At 74.0% G+C, this 17,047-nt stretch carries 13 protein-coding genes; 9 read left to right on the top strand and 4 right to left on the bottom strand.

Annotation, left to right across the window (positions count from 1 at the left end; genetic code table 11):
* The first annotated feature begins 108 nt into the window (after window positions 1-108).
* Entirely contained in the window at window positions 109-3,000 is a 2,892-nt protein-coding gene (locus IE219_RS24925; RefSeq protein WP_189981338.1) for a vitamin B12-dependent ribonucleotide reductase, read from the top strand.
* A 130-nt stretch (window positions 3,001-3,130) separates the two neighbouring features.
* On the opposite strand, the gene IE219_RS24920 is transcribed toward IE219_RS24925, so the two are convergent.
* A complete protein-coding gene (locus IE219_RS24920) occupies window positions 3,131-3,661 on the bottom strand; it encodes a TerD family protein (RefSeq protein ID WP_189981336.1) in 531 nt (176 codons plus the stop codon).
* 244 nt (window positions 3,662-3,905) lie between these two features.
* Between IE219_RS24920 and IE219_RS24915 the strand changes: the two genes are divergently transcribed.
* The gene (locus IE219_RS24915) at window positions 3,906-4,511 is read left to right on the top strand and encodes a YdbC family protein (protein WP_189981334.1); all 606 of its coding nucleotides are present in this window, start codon (window positions 3,906-3,908) and stop codon (window positions 4,509-4,511) included.
* Window positions 4,512-4,515: 4 nt separating this feature from the next.
* On the opposite strand, the gene IE219_RS24910 is transcribed toward IE219_RS24915, so the two are convergent.
* Window positions 4,516-5,211: a TetR/AcrR family transcriptional regulator gene (locus tag IE219_RS24910; RefSeq protein WP_189981332.1), complete on the bottom strand. Its 696-nt coding sequence runs from the start codon at window positions 5,209-5,211 to the stop codon at window positions 4,516-4,518.
* 112 nt (window positions 5,212-5,323) lie between these two features.
* On the opposite strand from IE219_RS24910, the gene IE219_RS24905 reads away from it, so the two are divergent.
* The 5 genes from IE219_RS24905 (at window position 5,324) to IE219_RS24885 (ending at window position 10,182) form a co-directional block, all read left to right on the top strand.
* Window positions 5,324-6,943, top strand: coding sequence for an ABC-F family ATP-binding cassette domain-containing protein (locus IE219_RS24905; RefSeq protein ID WP_189981324.1), 1,620 nt, complete (start codon window positions 5,324-5,326; stop codon window positions 6,941-6,943).
* Window positions 6,944-6,976: 33 nt separating this feature from the next.
* Window positions 6,977-7,636 (top strand): histidine phosphatase family protein, encoded by a 660-nt coding sequence (locus tag IE219_RS24900; protein WP_189981322.1) that lies wholly within the window; start codon window positions 6,977-6,979, stop codon window positions 7,634-7,636.
* Between the two features lie 12 nt (window positions 7,637-7,648).
* Window positions 7,649-8,563, top strand: coding sequence for an ADP-ribosylglycohydrolase family protein (locus tag IE219_RS24895; protein ID WP_189981320.1), 915 nt, complete (start codon window positions 7,649-7,651; stop codon window positions 8,561-8,563).
* 177 nt (window positions 8,564-8,740) lie between these two features.
* A complete protein-coding gene (rnhB, locus tag IE219_RS24890; RefSeq protein WP_189981318.1) occupies window positions 8,741-9,448 on the top strand; it encodes a ribonuclease HII in 708 nt (235 codons plus the stop codon).
* A 107-nt stretch (window positions 9,449-9,555) separates the two neighbouring features.
* Window positions 9,556-10,182: a hypothetical protein gene (locus IE219_RS24885; protein ID WP_189981316.1), complete on the top strand. Its 627-nt coding sequence runs from the start codon at window positions 9,556-9,558 to the stop codon at window positions 10,180-10,182.
* 52 nt (window positions 10,183-10,234) lie between these two features.
* On the opposite strand, the gene IE219_RS24880 is transcribed toward IE219_RS24885, so the two are convergent.
* Together IE219_RS24880 and IE219_RS24875 are read right to left on the bottom strand one after the other, a co-directional pair.
* On the bottom strand, window positions 10,235-10,861 hold the full coding sequence (locus IE219_RS24880; RefSeq protein WP_189981307.1) for a hypothetical protein: 627 nt from the start codon (window positions 10,859-10,861) through the stop codon (window positions 10,235-10,237).
* Between the two features lie 227 nt (window positions 10,862-11,088).
* On the bottom strand, window positions 11,089-13,272 hold the full coding sequence (locus tag IE219_RS24875; RefSeq protein ID WP_189981305.1) for a RecQ family ATP-dependent DNA helicase: 2,184 nt from the start codon (window positions 13,270-13,272) through the stop codon (window positions 11,089-11,091).
* Window positions 13,273-13,414: 142 nt separating this feature from the next.
* On the opposite strand from IE219_RS24875, the gene IE219_RS24870 reads away from it, so the two are divergent.
* Window positions 13,415-14,818, top strand: a complete 1,404-nt coding sequence (locus IE219_RS24870; RefSeq protein WP_189981303.1) for a DUF4192 domain-containing protein — start codon at window positions 13,415-13,417, stop codon at window positions 14,816-14,818.
* Between the two features lie 115 nt (window positions 14,819-14,933).
* Window positions 14,934-16,973 carry a glycogen debranching N-terminal domain-containing protein gene (locus IE219_RS24865; protein ID WP_189981302.1) on the top strand — a complete coding sequence of 680 codons (2,040 nt, stop codon included), beginning with the start codon at window positions 14,934-14,936 and terminating at the stop codon, window positions 16,971-16,973.
* Window positions 16,974-17,047: the final 74 nt, after the last annotated feature.

Here is a 17,047-nt window from a genome sequence, read left to right as displayed (position 1 = left end):
GCACCGCGAGGTACCCGTGGGTCAAGCAGTACAGAACGTAGTACAGACGACGGTGCTCTGGGATTATCTGGGCGCCAAAGGGTGTTTTGCCCATATATGGGAGGCGGCATGACAGAGACGGCGAGCGGCCCGGCACGTGGTTCCCGCACCAAGGGAGCCAAGTCGGCGAGCAAGGGCCTGCGGATCGAGCGCATCCACACCACCCCCGGCGTGCATCCGTACGACGAGGTGAACTGGGAGCGCCGTGACGTCGTCATGACCAACTGGCGCGACGGCTCGATCAACTTCGAGCAGCGCGGCGTCGAGTTCCCCGACTTCTGGTCGGTGAACGCGGTCAACATCGTCACCAGCAAGTACTTCCGCGGGGCCGTCGGCACCCCGCAGCGCGAGACCGGTCTCAAGCAGCTCATCGACCGGATCGTGAAGACCTACACGAAGGCCGGCGAGGAGCACGGCTACTTCGCCTCGCCCGCGGACGCGGAGATCTTCGAGCACGAGCTCACCCACGCCCTGCTCCACCAGATCTTCAGCTTCAACTCGCCGGTCTGGTTCAACGTCGGCACCCCGCAGCCCCAGCAGGTCTCCGCCTGCTTCATCCTCTCCGTCGACGACTCCATGGAGTCGATCCTCGACTGGTACAAGGAAGAGGGGATGATCTTCAAGGGCGGCTCCGGCGCCGGCCTGAACCTCTCCCGCATCCGCTCCTCCAAGGAGCTGCTCTCCTCCGGCGGCAACGCCTCCGGTCCCGTCTCCTTCATGCGCGGCGCCGACGCCTCCGCGGGAACCATCAAGTCGGGCGGCGCCACCCGCCGCGCGGCCAAGATGGTCATCCTCGACGTCGACCACCCCGACATCGAGAACTTCATCGAGACCAAGGTGAAGGAGGAGGAGAAGATCCGCGCGCTGCGCGACGCGGGCTTCGACATGGACCTGGGCGGCGACGACATCACGTCCGTCCAGTACCAGAACGCCAACAACTCCGTGCGCGTGAACGACGAGTTCATGCACGCCGTGGAGTCCGGCGGCACCTTCGGCCTGCGCGCCCGCATGACCGGCGAGGTCATCGAGAAGGTCGACGCCAAGTCGCTCTTCCGCAAGATGGCCGAGGCCGCGTGGGCCTGCGCCGACCCGGGCATCCAGTACGACGACACGATCAACCACTGGCACACCTGCCCCGAGTCCGGCCGCATCAACGGCTCGAACCCGTGCAGCGAGTACATGCACCTGGACAACACGTCCTGCAACCTCGCCTCGCTGAACCTCATGAAGTTCCTCACGGACGACGGCAAGGGCACCCAGTCCTTCGACGTCGAGCGCTTCGCCAAGGTCGTCGAGCTCGTCATCACCGCGATGGACATCTCCATCTGCTTCGCCGACTTCCCCACCCAGAAGATCGGCGAGAACACCCGCGCCTTCCGCCAGCTCGGCATCGGCTACGCCAACCTCGGCGCCCTGCTGATGGCGACCGGCCACGCGTACGACTCCGAGGGCGGCCGTGCCCTCGCCGGCGCCATCACCTCCCTGATGACCGGCACCTCGTACAAGCGCTCCGCCGAGCTCGCCGCGGTCGTCGGCGCCTACGACGGCTACGCCCGCAACGCCGAGCCGCACCAGCGCGTCATGAAGCAGCACGCCGACGCCAACGGGACGGCCGTCCGCATGGACGACCTGGACACCCCGATCTGGACCGCCGCCACCGAGGCGTGGCAGGACGTCATCCGCCTCGGCGCCAAGAACGGCTTCCGCAACGCCCAGGCGTCCGTCATCGCCCCGACCGGCACCATCGGTCTCGCGATGTCCTGCGACACCACCGGCCTCGAACCCGACCTCGCCCTGGTCAAGTTCAAGAAGCTGGTCGGCGGTGGCTCGATGCAGATCGTCAACGGCACCGTCCCGCAGGCCCTGCGCCGCCTGGGCTACCAGGAGGAGCAGATCGAGGCGATCGTCGCCCACATCGCCGAGCACGGCAATGTGATCGACGCCCCCGGCCTGAAGACCGAGCACTACGAGGTCTTCGACTGCGCCATGGGCGAGCGCTCCATCTCCGCGATGGGCCACGTCCGCATGATGGCCGCCATCCAGCCGTGGATCTCGGGCGCCCTCTCCAAGACCGTGAACCTGCCGGAGACGGCCACGGTCGAGGACGTCGAGGAGGTCTACTTCGAGGCGTGGAAGATGGGCGTCAAGGCGCTCGCCATCTACCGCGACAACTGCAAGGTCGGCCAGCCGCTCTCCGCCAAGAAGAAGGAGGACGAGAAGGCCGAGGTGACCGCGAAGACCGAGGCGACGATCCGCGAGGCCGTCGAGAAGGTCGTCGAGTACCGCCCGGTCCGCAAGCGCCTCCCGAAGGGCCGCCCGGGGATCACCACCTCCTTCACCGTCGGCGGCGCCGAGGGCTACATGACCGCCAACTCCTACCCGGACGACGGTCTCGGCGAGGTCTTCCTGAAGATGTCCAAGCAGGGTTCGACCCTCGCCGGCATGATGGACGCCTTCTCCATCGCCGTCTCCGTCGGCCTCCAGTACGGGGTCCCGCTGGAGACGTACGTCTCGAAGTTCACCAACATGCGCTTCGAGCCGGCCGGCATGACGGACGACCCGGACGTGCGGATGGCGCAGTCGATCGTCGACTACATCTTCCGCCGCCTGGCGCTCGACTTCCTGCCCTTCGAGACCCGCTCCGCCCTCGGCATCCACTCCGCCGAGGAGCGTCAGCGCCACCTGGAGACCGGTTCCTACGAGCCGGCCGACGAGGACGTCGACGTCGAGGGCCTGGCCCAGTCGGCGCCGGTCGCCACGGAGCTGAAGGCCGTCGCGGCCCCGGCCGTCCAGGTCGAGGTCCCGGCCCCCAAGCAGGCGCACACCTCGGCGGAGCTCGTCGAGATGCAGCTCGGCATCAGCGCCGACGCCCCGCTCTGCTTCTCCTGCGGCACCAAGATGCAGCGGGCCGGCTCCTGCTACATCTGCGAGGGCTGCGGCTCCACCAGCGGCTGCAGCTGACCGCTGAGACGCTGACCCGCCGGGAGTGATCCCGGCGGGCGGGCGGCGGGACCGGACACCGGCCCCGCCGCCCTTCGCCGTTTCCGGTCCCGCCGCCCGAGCGGACGCGGGCGCTGCCGGGCGGTGCGGGTCAGGGGCGGGCGGAGCCCATGAGCGAGCCGAAGGACTCCGGGTCGGCGTCGAACCCCCGGGAGAGGGGACGGAAGGTCCAGCCCTCCGCGCCGTTCCGGGTGAATTCCGCGACGGTCGCGGCCGTCGCGCCGGAGACCGCCGCGAAGTCGTCCGTCAGCAGCTCCGTGTACCCCTCGCTGACGCGTACGGCGCTCCCGGCGACGGAGCCGAGGACGATCCGGCCGCCGCCCTGCTGTATCGCCACCCCGACCACGACCCGGACGTAGCGCGGCGCCAGCCGGTCCAGCTCCAGGGTCATCACCTCGTCGAAGCCGAAGCCCTGACCGGTGCGGCTGTCGCGGTTGAGCAGGATGGTGCCGTCGGGGGAGCGGCTGCCGAAGTGGACCAGCTGGGCGGGCGTGCCGTGCGGGTCCTCGGCGGTGTAGACGGCGGCGACGAGGTCGAGGTCGTGCACCGGCGCGCCGGAGGGCGCCGGATCCCACTTGAGCGCCACCTCGATCTTGCCGACGCCCTTGTTGAGTCCGCTCACGATACTTCCCCTTTCCCCTCTTCCCCGTGGAGATCCGTCGCCCCGGGTCTCCTTCTCATGGTGTCACGCGGGTACGACAGTTGGGCGGGCGGAGGCCGGGGACGGAGGCTCCCGGACGGGGTCGTGCCGGATCTCGACGCCCGACTGGCGTGAAAGGAACGGCTGCCTGACGGAGCCTCACCGTCCGCCTCCCGTCCGGTGCGACGGTCTGCCGGGTCGCGCGCCCGACCCGTACGATGGCGCGGTGCTGGTCAAGTGGATGCGCTGCGCCGTCGTGGACCGTCGAGGCTTCGAGCGGGGGCAGCGGAAGTGGGCGGGGCTGCTCGGCGAGCCCGGTTTCCGGGGGCAGGGCGGCGGCTGGAGCCGGGCCCGGCCCGAGACGGCCCATGTCTTCTCCTTCTGGGAGAGCCGGGCCTTCTACGACTCCTTCATGGCCCGCTCGCACGACCGGCTGGCCGCCGCGCAGGCCGGGACGTACAAGGACGCGCAGGTCAAGCTGTTCGACCACCGCTTCGACGTGAAAACCGGATTCGAGCCGAAGTTCGCCGACGCGGACGTGGCCCGGGTGGCGCACTGCCGGATCCACGAGGAGCGCGTGGAGCACTTCGCGCTGATGCAGGAGAAGGTGTGGAACCCGGCGATGGCCGGCTCCCCCGGCATGCTGCGGGGGCTGTTCGGCGAGGCTCCCGGCCACGAGTTCCTGATCCTCTCGCTCTGGAACTCGGCCGCCGAGCACGGCAAGTACCGCGAGGAGCGGGTGGAACGCCTCGGCCTGCGGGCGCAGACCGAGGCCGACATCGCCGCGATGTCGGGCGACATCGTACGGCTCGAACCCTCCTGGACCGTCTGACGGTTCATCCTCCGGCGGCTCCGGCGGTATCCGCTGCGGGCCGGTCCTTCGTGGTGGGGGCCGCGTCCGCCGGGGAGCGGTCGAAGACGCCCGCCGCCAGTGCCGCCGCCGCCGCGTCCGCCGCCTGGTCGGCCAGGCGGTGGTCGAGGGGCTCGCGGGTGACGAAGAGGCGGAGGAACAGCGGGGCGGAGACGGCCCGGACCACCGCCCCGGCATCGGCGCCGGCGGGGGCCTCGCCCCGGGCGACCGCCCGCTTCACCACCTCCTCGCAGCGGCGGAACCGCTCGGCGTAGAAGGAGCGCAGCGCCTCGGCGGCGCGCGGCGACTGGAACGCCGCCCCGACGAAGGCGGTGGGCGCCGCCGCGTCGGCCGGCTCCGCGAACCCGTCGACGACCTCCCGGGCCAGGGCCCGCAGGTCCCCGCCGAGGCTGCCCGTGTCCGGCGGGGACCAGCGGTCCTCCCCGGCCAGGTCGAGGGCGTCGGCCACCATGCCCTCCACACCGCCCCAGCGCCGGTAGAGCGTGGTCTTGTGCACCCCGGAGTGCTCCGCCACGTACTCCACGGTCAGGGCCGGATAGCCGTGCTCGGACAGTCCGGTCAGGACGGCGTCGCGGACGGCCGCGCGGGTGCGGGCGGTACGGCCGCCGGGGCGTCTGCTGCCGGGCGCGGGGGCCTCGGGTTCCTCGATCGACTCGTTCAATTGCTACTCCCGTTGCATTAGTGGTTCCGAGTGTGCCACACTCGCGGCTAACGCTACAAGCGTTGCGTTTGATCCGACCCGCTTCGCCCGTCTCCCCATGAGAGGTACCGCCATGCCCGCACAGATCTCGCTCCACGACGTGACCGTCTCCCGAGGGGAGCGCACGCTCCTCGACCGCGTCTCCCTCTCTGTCCGCCCCGGCGAGCGCCTCGGCGTCGTGGGGGAGAACGGCGCGGGCAAGTCCACCCTCCTCCACCTGCTCGCCGGGAAGACCGCCCCGGACGAGGGCCGGGTCACTGCCCTGGCCGACGGCGGTCTACGCCTCGTCCGGCAGACCCCCGACCTGCCACCGCGGGACACCGTGGCCGCCGCGGTCGACGCCGCCCTCGCCGACTTCCGGGCCATGGAGCGACGCCTGCGCGCCCTGGAGGCCCGGATGGAGGGCGGGGCGTCCGGCGCCGACCTCGCCGCGTACGGCGACCTGCTCACCGCCTACGAACTGCGCGGCGGATACGAGGCCGACGCCCGCGTCGACAAGGCCCTCCACGCCCTCGGGGTCGCCCACCTCGCCCGGGACCGCCCGCTCGGCAGCCTCTCCGGCGGCGAGCAGGCCCGGCTCGGCATCGCCTGCGCCGTCGCCGCGGCCCCCGAGGTCCTGCTCCTCGACGAACCCACCAACCACCTCGACGCGGCGGCGCTCGACTGGCTGGAGGAGTCCCTCCGAGCCCACCGGGGCACGGTCGTGGCCGTCTCCCACGACCGCGTCTTCCTGGAGAGCGTCGCCACCGCCCTCGTGGAGGTCGACGGCGACCGCCGGACCCTCGTCCGGTACGGCGAGGGGTACGCGGGTTTCCGGACCGCCCGCGAGGCCGCGCGGCGCAGGCGTCGGCAGGAGTACGAGGAGTGGTGCGCCGAGACCGCCCGCCTGGAGGAGTACGCGGCGGGCACCGCCCACGGCGTCGCGGCCGGCCGCGCGATGAAGGACAACAACAAGATGGCCTACGACCGGGCGGCCGGCCGGGTCCAGGCGTCCGTCTCCGGCCGCGTCCGCAGCGCCCGGGAGAGGCTGCGCCGCCTCCGGGCCGACCCGGTGCCGGAACCGGCCCCGCCGCTCTCCTTCGCCGCCCGCCCGGAGGTCGGCGCCGTCCAGGGCGAACTGCTCGCCCTGGACGGCGTGCGGGTCGGTGGGCGGCTCGCCGTCGACTCCCTCACCGTCCGGGCCGGTGAGCGCCTCCTCGTCCACGGCGGCAACGGCGCGGGCAAGTCCACCCTGCTCCGCGTCCTGGCCGGCGAACTGGCCCCCGACGAAGGGGAGGTGCGCCGCCGGGGCCGGATCGGCTTCCTCGCCCAGGAGGTCACCGTCCACCGCCCGGCGGCGTCCCTGCTCACCGCCTTCGGCCGGGACCTGGGCCTCGGACTCGACGAGGACGGCCTCGCCGACCTGCTGCTGTCCTACGGGCTGTTCCGGCCCGCCGACCTCACCGTGCCCGTCGGCGGCCTCTCGGCGGGGCAACTGCGCCGGCTCGCCCTCGCCCGGCTGCTCGCCCGCCCCGCCGACCTGCTGCTGCTCGACGAACCAGCCAACCACCTCGCCCTCGGCCTGGTCGAGGAGCTGGAACAGGCCCTGGAGGAGTGGAGCGGCGCCCTCGTGGTGGTCTCCCACGACCGGGAACTGCGGCGCCGGTTCACCGGACGGATACGCCGGATGGATTCCGGCCGCCTCCTCGACTGAGCCGAACGGGGCTTCTCCCTCTAGGGTCGGAGCATGGCACGACCGCGGCGCATCGTCCTCGTACGGCACGGGGAGTCCGAAGGCAACGTCGACGACACCGTCTACGAACGGGAACCCGACCACGCCCTCCGGCTCACCGCGACCGGACGGAGGCAGGCGGAGGAGACGGGGGAGCGCCTCCGGACCCTCTTCGGCGACGAGTCGGTCAGCGTCTACGTCTCCCCCTACCGCCGCACCCACGAGACCCTGACCGCCTTCCGGCTGCCCCCGGCCCGGGTCAGGATCCGTGAGGAGCCGCGCCTGCGGGAGCAGGACTGGGGCAACTGGCAGGACCGCGAGGACGTCCGCCTCCAGAAGGTCTACCGGGACGCCTACGGGCACTTCTTCTACCGCTTCGCCCAAGGCGAGTCCGGCGCCGACGTCTACGACCGCGTCGGAGCGTTCCTGGAGAGCCTCTACCGCAGCTTCGAGGCCCCAGACCACCCGCCGAACGTCCTGATCGTCACCCACGGGCTGACCATGCGGCTCTTCTGCATGCGGTGGTTCCACTGGAGCGTGGCCGAATTCGAATCGCTGTCGAACCCCGGCAACGCGGAGACCAGGGTCCTGCTCCTCGGCGAGGACGGGCGCTACCGGCTGGACCGCCCGTTCGAACGCTGGTGTACTCCGGAACCGTACGGCCCCACCGGATAGAGTGGCGCACCGATGACCGCTGACTCCTCTCTCGACCGGCGCTTCGACCGCGCCCTCGCCAGTCTGCGCGGACTGTCCGTGGGAGACGCCCTGGGCTCCCAGTTCTTCGTCCCCGCGAACTATCCCCTGCTGAAGCGGCGCGAACTGCCGCCCGGCCCCTGGCAGTGGACCGACGACACCGAGATGGCCTGCTCCGTCCTGGCCGTCCTCGCCCGCCACGCCCGCATCGACCAGGACGCCCTGGCCGCCTCCTTCGCCGAACACCACGACTTCGACCGGGGCTACGGCCCCGCCGTCAACCGGATGCTCCGACTGGTACGGGAAGGCGGCGACTGGCGCGAGCTGGCCGCGGCCCTCTTCAACGGCCAGGGCTCCTGGGGCAACGGCGCCGCGATGCGCATCGCCCCGCTCGGGGCCTGGTACGCGGACGACCCCGAACAGGCCACCCACCAGGCCGAGATCTCGGCCTACACCACCCACCAGCACCGCGAGGCCGTGGTCGGCGCCATGGCCGTGGCCGCCGCGTCCGCCCTCGCCGCCGACCCGGCCGGGCCGCCCACCCCCGAGGCCCTGCTCGACGGGGTGATCGCCCTCGTCCCGCGCAGCGCCGTCGGCGCCGGACTGCGCCGGGCCCGCGACATGCTGGACTACGGCGACGCCGGGACCGTCGCGGCGGTGCTCGGCAGCGGCCGCCGGACCACCGCCCACGACACGGTTCCGTTCGCCCTCTGGTCGGCGGCCCGGGGCCTCGGCGACTTCGAGCGGACGTTCTGGACGACCGCCCAGGTCGGCGGAGACGTCGACACCACCTGCGCCATCGCGGGCGGCGTGGTCGCCTCCTCGCCGACGGGAGCCCCGCCGGCCGCCTGGCGGGAGCGGACGGAAGCCTTCCCCGACTGGATGCCGGACGGCCCCGAAAGCCGCTGAACGACCGGGTTTCCCGGGCTCCGCGCCGAGCCCGGGAAACCCGGCGCGCCCCCGCCCGGAAGCGGGGAGAACCCTCCCCGCGAGGGCCGTCCCGCCGGGGCGCGGCGGAGGGCGGGAAGCCCGGACGGGAAACCGGGTACCGCGCCCGGCGCCCGGGGGCGTAACCTGTCAGGCGCCATGCCGTATGAACCCCCCACCCACACCGTCGAGCGGTCGCTCCGCGCCACCACCGGCGCCAAGATCGTCGCCGGGGTCGACGAGGTCGGACGCGGTGCATGGGCTGGTCCCGTCACCGTGTGCGCGGCCGTCACCGGACTGCGCCGTCCCCCTGAGGGACTCACCGACTCCAAACTGATCGCCCCGAAGCGGCGCACCGCGCTCGCCGCCGAACTGGAGCGCTGGGTCACCTCCTACGCGCTCGGCGAGGCGTCCCCGCAGGAGATCGACGAACTCGGCATGACCGCCGCTCTCCGCCTCGCGGCCGTCCGGGCCCTCGAAGGACTTCCGGAGCGTCCCGACGCGGTGATCCTCGACGGCAAGCACGACTACCTCGGCAGCCCCTGGAAGGTCCGTACGGTGATCAAGGGCGACCAGTCCTGCATCGCCGTCGCCGCCGCCTCCGTGATCGCGAAGGTGCGGCGGGACGCCATGATGGCGGAACTGGACACCGGCCAGGAGGGTGCCGACTACGGCTTCGCGGCCAACGCGGGCTACCCTTCGCCCGTCCACAAGGCCGCCCTCGCCGAGCTGGGGCCCACCCCGCACCACCGGCTCTCCTGGTCCTACCTGGACGCGATGCCCAGGTGGCGCCACCTCAAGAAGGTCCGCCTCTCCGCCGAGGCGGCCGCGCTGGAGAGCGGGGGCCAACTCGGCTTCGACTTCTGATCTTCCGGCCGCGGGGCCCCGCCGACGGGGCCCCGCAGGACCGGGGGCGCACCTGTGTGCCCACCCGCCGGTTCCGTCCGAAACGGCATTTGATAGACATCCACCCATTGCCTCTCCCTCCCGAGGAGCCTCAGATTCACGAGAGCGCCCAGGGTCCCCACGCCAGCACGGCCACCGGCCGTCCCGCGTCGACCCCTCGTCCCGTCCCCGGCCCGCGTTCGGCGGCCTCCCCGCGTCCCGGTCGCCCGGGCCCCGGTCCGGCCCGCCCCACCCCGCCGGCCCAGCGGCCCGTACCCGGTCCGCCCGCCCCCGAGAGCCGTACGGAGAATCGTTCCGCCGTGAGCGGCGGTCCGCAGCTCCAGCTCATCCCGGCCTCTGCCGACGGCGCTCTCGACGCCGCCGAGGAAGCACTCGACCTGCTCCTCGAGAGCGGCCGTCCGCCCGGCGAGGTGCTGGTGCTCACCACCGGTGAACGCCACCCCTGGGCCGCGCACGAGCTGTCCTTCGGCGAGACCGCCTACTGGGCCCAGCAGGAAGCCGGCGAGGACGTGTTCTTCGCCGACGCGAGCGCGGCGGACCGGATCACCCCCCGGCCCGTCGTGATCGTCGCGGTCAACGGCGGGGACGAGGAGGCCGCCGAGGCCCTCCCCGTCGCGCTGTCCCGCGCGGGCGCCCTGCTCGTGGTCTGCGGCGACTCCCAGCGGGTCACCGCGCTGCTCGGCGCCGGAGTCTGATCCGCTCGCGTCTCCGCCGGACCGGCAACGGCCCGGCGGAGCGGCCGGCGGTTCAGCGCGCCGCGACCCTGCGCAGCGGCTCGGCCGCCCCGCCCGCCGTGCGCGGGACGAGGTGGCCGAGCTCGGCGTTCGGCTCGCCCAGCGCGAGCGGCTCGGAGTCGGAACTCGGCCGACGGCCGCCCCGGCCCTCGCCGGAGACCTGCCAGCCGCTCTTGGTCAGGGTGATGTAGGCCCCGCATCGCAGCCCGTGCAGCGTGCAGGCGTCCCGCAGTCCCCACATCCAGGCGCCGTCCTCCTCCGTCCAGCGCTCGTCGCCGTCACGGCAGTACACGAGCACCGCCGTCCGGACGGGAGCGCGTCGGCGCAGGTCGTGCGGGACCACGCGCCGCAGATGGGCCAGGAGCGCGTTCCTGAACTCCCAGCCGTCGGCGGGACCGGGGCGGCGGACGAACGAGGCGCTGGCGGTGAGCCGCTCCTCGTGGTCCAGCACCGCCACGACCGCGGTCGACGGCTGGGGACGATGACGGGAGTGCAGCCCGCTCACGACCTCACGTGGACTGCGCAGCAAGGGAATTCCGGCCGCGGCCCAGTCGGTGGGCTCCAGCATCCGTGCGAGACGGCTCGCCGAGGCGGCGGAGCCGAGCGAGGCGGCGGTGGACGGAGCGAATCCGAGGGTCACGGTCCTCCCTTCGGATACACGCCCGCGAGGCGGGCAAGGCGGGGTGAGGGCGCAGCACGGCACAGTCCTTCCGGACCGCTTCGAGCCGTGTGGGGCGGTTCCCCAATTCTTGCTCGGGCCGGGCGGGGCGGCAACGAGCAATTGAGGCGGCTGACGGTAATGAACCGTTATGCCTCTGATATCCCTGCCCAGTTACCCAGTATTCACTCGCCGTTTCCCAGCCCTTCTCACCCCTGGACCGCGAGCACCAGGGGAAGGACGCCTTCCGCCCCCGAACGCCGCAGCAACCGGGTCGCCACCGCCAGTGTCCAGCCCGTGTCGGAGAGGTCGTCGACGAGCAGTACGGGCCCTGCGGCGGCGGCCAGTCGCTCCGCCAGTTCCGGCGGGACCTCCAGGGCGCGGTGCAGCCCGATCACCCGCTGCGCGCTGTTGGACCGGGACAGCCGGAGGTCCTCGGCCCCGGGCGCGTACTCCACCGTCCCGAGCAGGGGCATCCGCCCGATCTCCGCGATCCGGGAGGCCAGCGAACCGATCAGGACCGGCCGTCTGCGCGAGGCGACCGCGACCACCCCGGCCGGCCGCGCCGGAGCGCCCGGCGCCCCGGACGCCCAGCCGCCCGGCCCCCTCGCCCAGTCCGCGAGCACCTGGACCACCGCCTGGACGACATCGTCCGGAACCGGCCCGTCCGGGGTCGTGTCCGCCAGCAGCGGACGGAGCCGGTTGCCCCAGCCGATGTCCGACAGCCGCCCGAGGGCGCGGCCGGAAATCATCTGTTCGTCGGCGGGGATCCTGCCCTTCAGGTCCACCCCGGCCGCCGCCAGCCCGGTCGGCCACATCCGGCGCGGCTCCACGTCCACGCCCGGACGGTCCAGCTCGCCCCGGGCCGCGTCCAGCGCCGCCCCGGTCACCTTCGGATCGAACCGGGGCCCCGCGCAGTTGTCGCACCGGCCGCAGGGCGCGGCCTCCCCGTCGTCCAGCCTGCGCCGCAGGAACTCCATCCGGCACCCGGCCGTCGTCGCGTACTCCCGCATCGCCTGCTGCTCCGCCGCCCGCTGCCGGGCCACCCACGCGTACCGCTCGGTGTCGTAGACCCAGGGCTGCCCGGTGCTCTCCCAGCCGCCCTTGACCCGCCGGACCGCCCCGTCCACGTCGAGGACCTTGAGCATGGTCTCCAGCCGGGTCCTGCGCAGCTCCACCAGGGGCTCCAGGGCGGGCAGCGACAGCGGGCGGCCCGCGCCGGCGAGCACGTCGAGCGTCCGGCGCACCTGCTCCTCGGGAGGGAAGGCCACGGAGGCGAAGTACTGCCAGATCGCCTCGTCCTCCTTGCCCGGCAGCAGCAGCACCTCCGCGTGCTCCACCCCGCGCCCGGCCCGGCCGACCTGCTGGTAGTAGGCGATCGGGGAGGACGGCGAGCCGAGGTGCACGACGAAGCCGAGGTCCGGCTTGTCGAAGCCCATGCCGAGCGCCGAGGTGGCCACCAGGGCCTTCACCCGGTTCGCCAGGAGATCGTTCTCGGCCTGCTCGCGGTCCGCGTTCTCCGTGCGCCCCGTGTAGGAGGTGACCGTGTGCCCGCACTGGCGGAGGTGGGCGGTGACCTCCTCGGCCGCCGCGACGGTCAGCGTGTAGATGATCCCGGAGCCGGGCAGCTCGTTCAGGCGGTCGGCGAGCCACGCCATGCGGTGGGCCGCGTCCGGCAGCGTGAGCACACTGAGACTGAGGGACTCCCGGTCGAGCGGGCCGCGCAGGACGAGGGCGTCCGTGCCCGCGCCGGTGCCGAGCTGCTCGGCGACGTCGGCCGTCACCCGGGCGTTCGCGGTGGCGGTGGTGGCCAGGACCGGCACGCCGGCCGGAAGGTCGGCCAGCATCGTGCGCAGCCGGCGGTAGTCCGGCCGGAAGTCGTGGCCCCAGTCCGAGATGCAGTGCGCCTCGTCCACCACCAGCAGCCCCGTGGCCGCCGCCAGCCGGGGCAGCACCTGGTCGCGGAAGTCCGGGTTGTTCAGCCGCTCGGGGGAGACGAGGAGGACGTCGACCAGGCCGTCGGAGATCTCCTGGTGGATGCCCTCCCACTCCTCCGGGTTCGCCGAGTTGATCGTGCGGGCGCGGATGCCCGCGCGGGCCGCGGCGTCCACCTGGTTGCGCATCAGGGCGAGCAGCGGCGAGACGATCACGGTGGGTCCGCTGCCGCGCGCCCGCAGCAGGGAGGTCGCCACGAAGTACACGGCCGACTTGCCCCAGCCGGTCCGCTGCACCACCAGCGCCCGGCGGTGGTCGGCGACCAGCGCCTCGATGGCGCGCCACTGGTCCTCGCGCAGTCGCGCCGCGCCGGTCGGGTCCCCGACCAGGCGGGCCAGTACGGCGTCGGCGGCGGTGCGGAGCGCGGCGCGGTCCTCCGGGCTGTCTGCGTGGTTCATGCCGTCCATGCAACCCGATGGCTCGGACATCCGGCGAACGGGGCGCGAATCTGTGGACAGTGAAAATCAGCTCATCACACCGTATGTGTGGAGTTATCCACAGGGGTTGTCGGCCGCCGGAGATCACGAGACCGTCCTCGGCATGAACGCGAACCACCACGAGACCAGCGCATCCACCAGCGGCCGGCAGATCACCCTGCGCGGCCCCTCCGAGCTCGCCGACGCCCTGCCGTTCGTCCTCGGCTTCCACCCGACCGACTCCGTCGTGCTCGTCGCCCTGCACGGCGAGAACGGCCGGTTCGGCGGCCGGATCAGGCTCGGCATCCCGCAGCTGACCGACGAGTGGGACTCCACCGCGGACCACCTCGCCGAATGCCTCGTCGACGCCTGCGTCCAGCGCGCCACCCCACCCGACGGCATCGTCGGCTTCCTCTGCCAGGAGCCGGGGCCCGGCGAGAGCGCCCGCGAGGTGTACGAGCGGCTGCGTCCCTTCGCCCAGCGGCTGCGCACCGCCTGCGGCGCCCTCGACATCCCCGTCTACGAGGTGCTGTGCGTCTCCGGCGGCCGGCACTTCTCCTACTGCTGCCCCGACACCCGCTGCTGCCCGCCCGAGGGCACCCCCCTCACCACCGGCGGCACCTCGCCCATGGCCGCGGCCGCCGTCTACGCGGGCATCCAGGTCCGCGGCTCGCTCCAGGAGATGCGGGCCCGCTTCCAGCCCACCGGAGCGCCCGGCGACGCACCGCAGCGCACCGAGCTCGACAAGGCCGCCGCCGAGATCGTCCCCCGCGTCGTCGACGGCGCCGACGAGGAGGAGAGGACGCGGCTGCGGCAGCGGACGTCCGCCCTCGCGGCCCGGCTCCTGACCCGGTTCGCCGAGCCGCCCCGCCGGATCGGGGAGAACGGCGCCCGCCGGGGCCAGGCGGCCGTCGACGCCGACGACGACGCCCTCGTCGACCCCCGCGACGCGGCCCTCGTGATCATGGGCCTCCAGGACCGGACCACCCGCGACCACCTCGCCGAATGGATGGAGGGACCGGAGGGCGCCGCGGCCGTACGGCTCTGGCGCGTCCTCGCCCGGCGCTGCGTCGCGCCCTACCAGGAGTTCGCCGCCGCCCCGCTGAGCCTCGCGGGCTGGGCCGCCTGGTCCACCGGCGACGAACCCGTCGCCCGCGTCGCCCTCGGCCTCGCCCTCGAAGCCGACTCCGGATACGTCTTCGCCCGCCTGCTGCACCAGGCGTGCAACCAGGGCCTCGACCCCGAGACGCTGCGCGTCTGCCTCCGGGAGGAGCGGGAGGAGCGGGAGGGCAGGTCCACCGCCGGGCGGACGCGGACCACGTCCGCCCGGCGCGTCCGGACCAGGAGGCGGATCCGCGGCGTTCCCGGCACGGCACCCCGGCCCGCCCTCGCCCAGGCCGGTCCCGACACCGCCCGGCGCGCCCGCCGGACACCCCCCGGCATCCGGCCCGGAGGCCGCGCGACGACCCGCCCCAGGGGCTCCGCCCCACACCCCGGCGGCCGGCGCGGCACGAGGAGCGGACGATGACGACCGTGACCCCGCCCGCCACCCGACCGTTCACCTCTGTGGCGGAGCCGGGCGAACCGCACGGCCGAGTCCCCGCCGGCCGTCCGGATCGCACAGAGAGCGCCCCCCACCCCTCATGGTCCTCAGCCCCGTCCCGGCCCCCGGGCACCCGGTGGAGCCCCAGGTCCGGCCGCCGCTCACCGGCGGGACCGCCCCCACCGCCCCCGGCATCCGCCCGGGAGAGCTCCCCTCCGTCCACGACGCCCTCCTGTGCGTCGCCCTGCCCGCCTTCGCCGTCTCCCCCGAGCACGGCCAGCTCACCGGAGAGGGGCCGGGCGGCGTGTACGCCTCCGGACGCCGCCTGCTCTCCCGGTGCGTCCTGCGGGTCGCCGGCCGCGAACCCGTCCCCCTCCAGGGGCGGCTCGCCGGCGCCGACCGGGCCGTGTTCACCGCGGCCCTCCGGCTCCCCGGCGACCCCGGACCCGACCCGGCCGTCACCGTCGAGCGCTCCCGGAGCGCCGACGGCACCGAGCGGATCACCTTCCGCAACGCCGCCCCCAGGACCGTCCGCCTCCCCGTGGAAATCTCTCTGGGCACGGATCTCGCCGACCTGGGCGCGATCGCGTCCGGCCGCCTCCGCCCCGACCTCAGAGCCAGCGTCCACGGCACCGGCCTGCGCTGGACCGCCCCCGACGGCCGCTCCGCCTCCGTCACGACCGACCCGGCGCCCACGGACTCCCTCGCCGCGGCCGGCGTGCTCCGCTGGGACACCGACCTCGCCCCCGGCGCCGCCACCACCCTCCACCTCCGCGTCCACACCGACCGGGCACCCGGCGCCGGACGCCCCGGCGGCCACCTGCTCTCCGACGCCCAGGCCGAGGGCGACGACCCGCGCCCCGGCGCACTGCTCCGCGCCTGCGTCGACGACCTCCGGGCCCTCCTCCAGCGCGACCCCGCCCACCCCGCCGACGTCCACCTCGCCGCCGGTGTCCCGTGGCGGTGCGGACCGGTCACCGCCGAAGCGCTCTGGGCGGCCCGGATGGCCCTGCCGCTCGGTACCCGCCTCGCCGCGGGAACCCTCCGCGCCCTCGGCCGGGCCCAGGTCACCGGCGGACCCGGCGCCGGGCGTCTCCCGGGGCCGCTGCGGGACGCCGGGCCGCACCTCCCGCCCCGCTGCACCGGCGTCGAGGCCACCCTCGCCTTCCCCGTCGTCCTCGCCGAGGCGCGCAGATGGGGACTGCCCGCCGCCGACCTCGACGAGCTCCTTCCGGTGGCGGAGCGCTGCCTCGGCTGGCTGCGCCGCGGGCTCGGCCCGGACGGCCTCCTGCCGGACCCGGCCCCCGGAGGTCCCTGGCGGGCCGAGACCCAGGCCCACGCCCACCGGGCCGCCCTCCTCGGCGCCGACCTCCTCGACGCCTGCGGCCGACCCGGCGGCGACGACCTCCGGGACGCGGCCCGGACCCTGCGCGAGCGGTTCCGGAGCGAGTTCTGGCTCGACGACCCGTCCGGTGGCCGGCCCGCCGCCGGACGCACCCCCGACGGACGGACCTGGCCCCAGCTCGGCGGCTGGGCCGCCCACCTCCTCGACACCGGCCTCCTCGGCGGCGGCCGGTGCGCACCCGGGCTGCTCGACCGGGCGGAGACCGAACAGGTGGCACGGCTGCTCGGCACCCCCTCCCTCGACTCCGGCTGGGGACTGCGCGGCCTCGGCGCCAAGGAGCCCGGCCACAACCCCTTCGGACACCGGTCCGGCGCCGTCCGCGTCCACGAGACGGCCGTCGCCGTCGCCGGACTGGCCGCCGCCGGACACGAGAAGGAGGCCGCCGCCCTCCTGCGCGGCCTGCTCGACGCCGCCGGGTTCCTCGACCACCGGCTGCCCGAGATGTACGCCGGGGAGCAGCGCGCGACGGGCGCGCGCCCCGTGCCGCACCCGGCCGCCTGCCGGCCCGCCGCCGTCGCGGCCGCCGGAGGGGTCCACGCGGTCACCGCCCTCGCCGGGATCCGGCCCGACGCGCCGGGCCGGAGCGTCACGGTGCAGCCGATGGCCTCCGCCCCGCTGGGAGCGATCCGGCTGTCGGGCCTCGTGGTCGCCGGCGAGCCCTTCGCCGTACGGGTCGGCCGACTGGGACTCGGTATGGTCGAAGAGGCCGCCGAGGGCCTGCAACTGGGGGTGTGACACATGCCGGGAACGGAGACGAGGAAGACCCCGCGACCGGACGGGAGAACCGGAGATGATCACATGGGGCGTGT

Origin of the sequence: Streptomyces termitum, from assembly GCF_014650175.1 — a bacterium.
Classification (GTDB): Bacteria; Actinomycetota; Actinomycetes; order Streptomycetales; family Streptomycetaceae; genus Streptomyces; species Streptomyces termitum.
The sequence above is the reverse complement of the archived record's forward strand: the minus strand, read 5'-3'. Positions and strand labels throughout refer to the sequence as shown.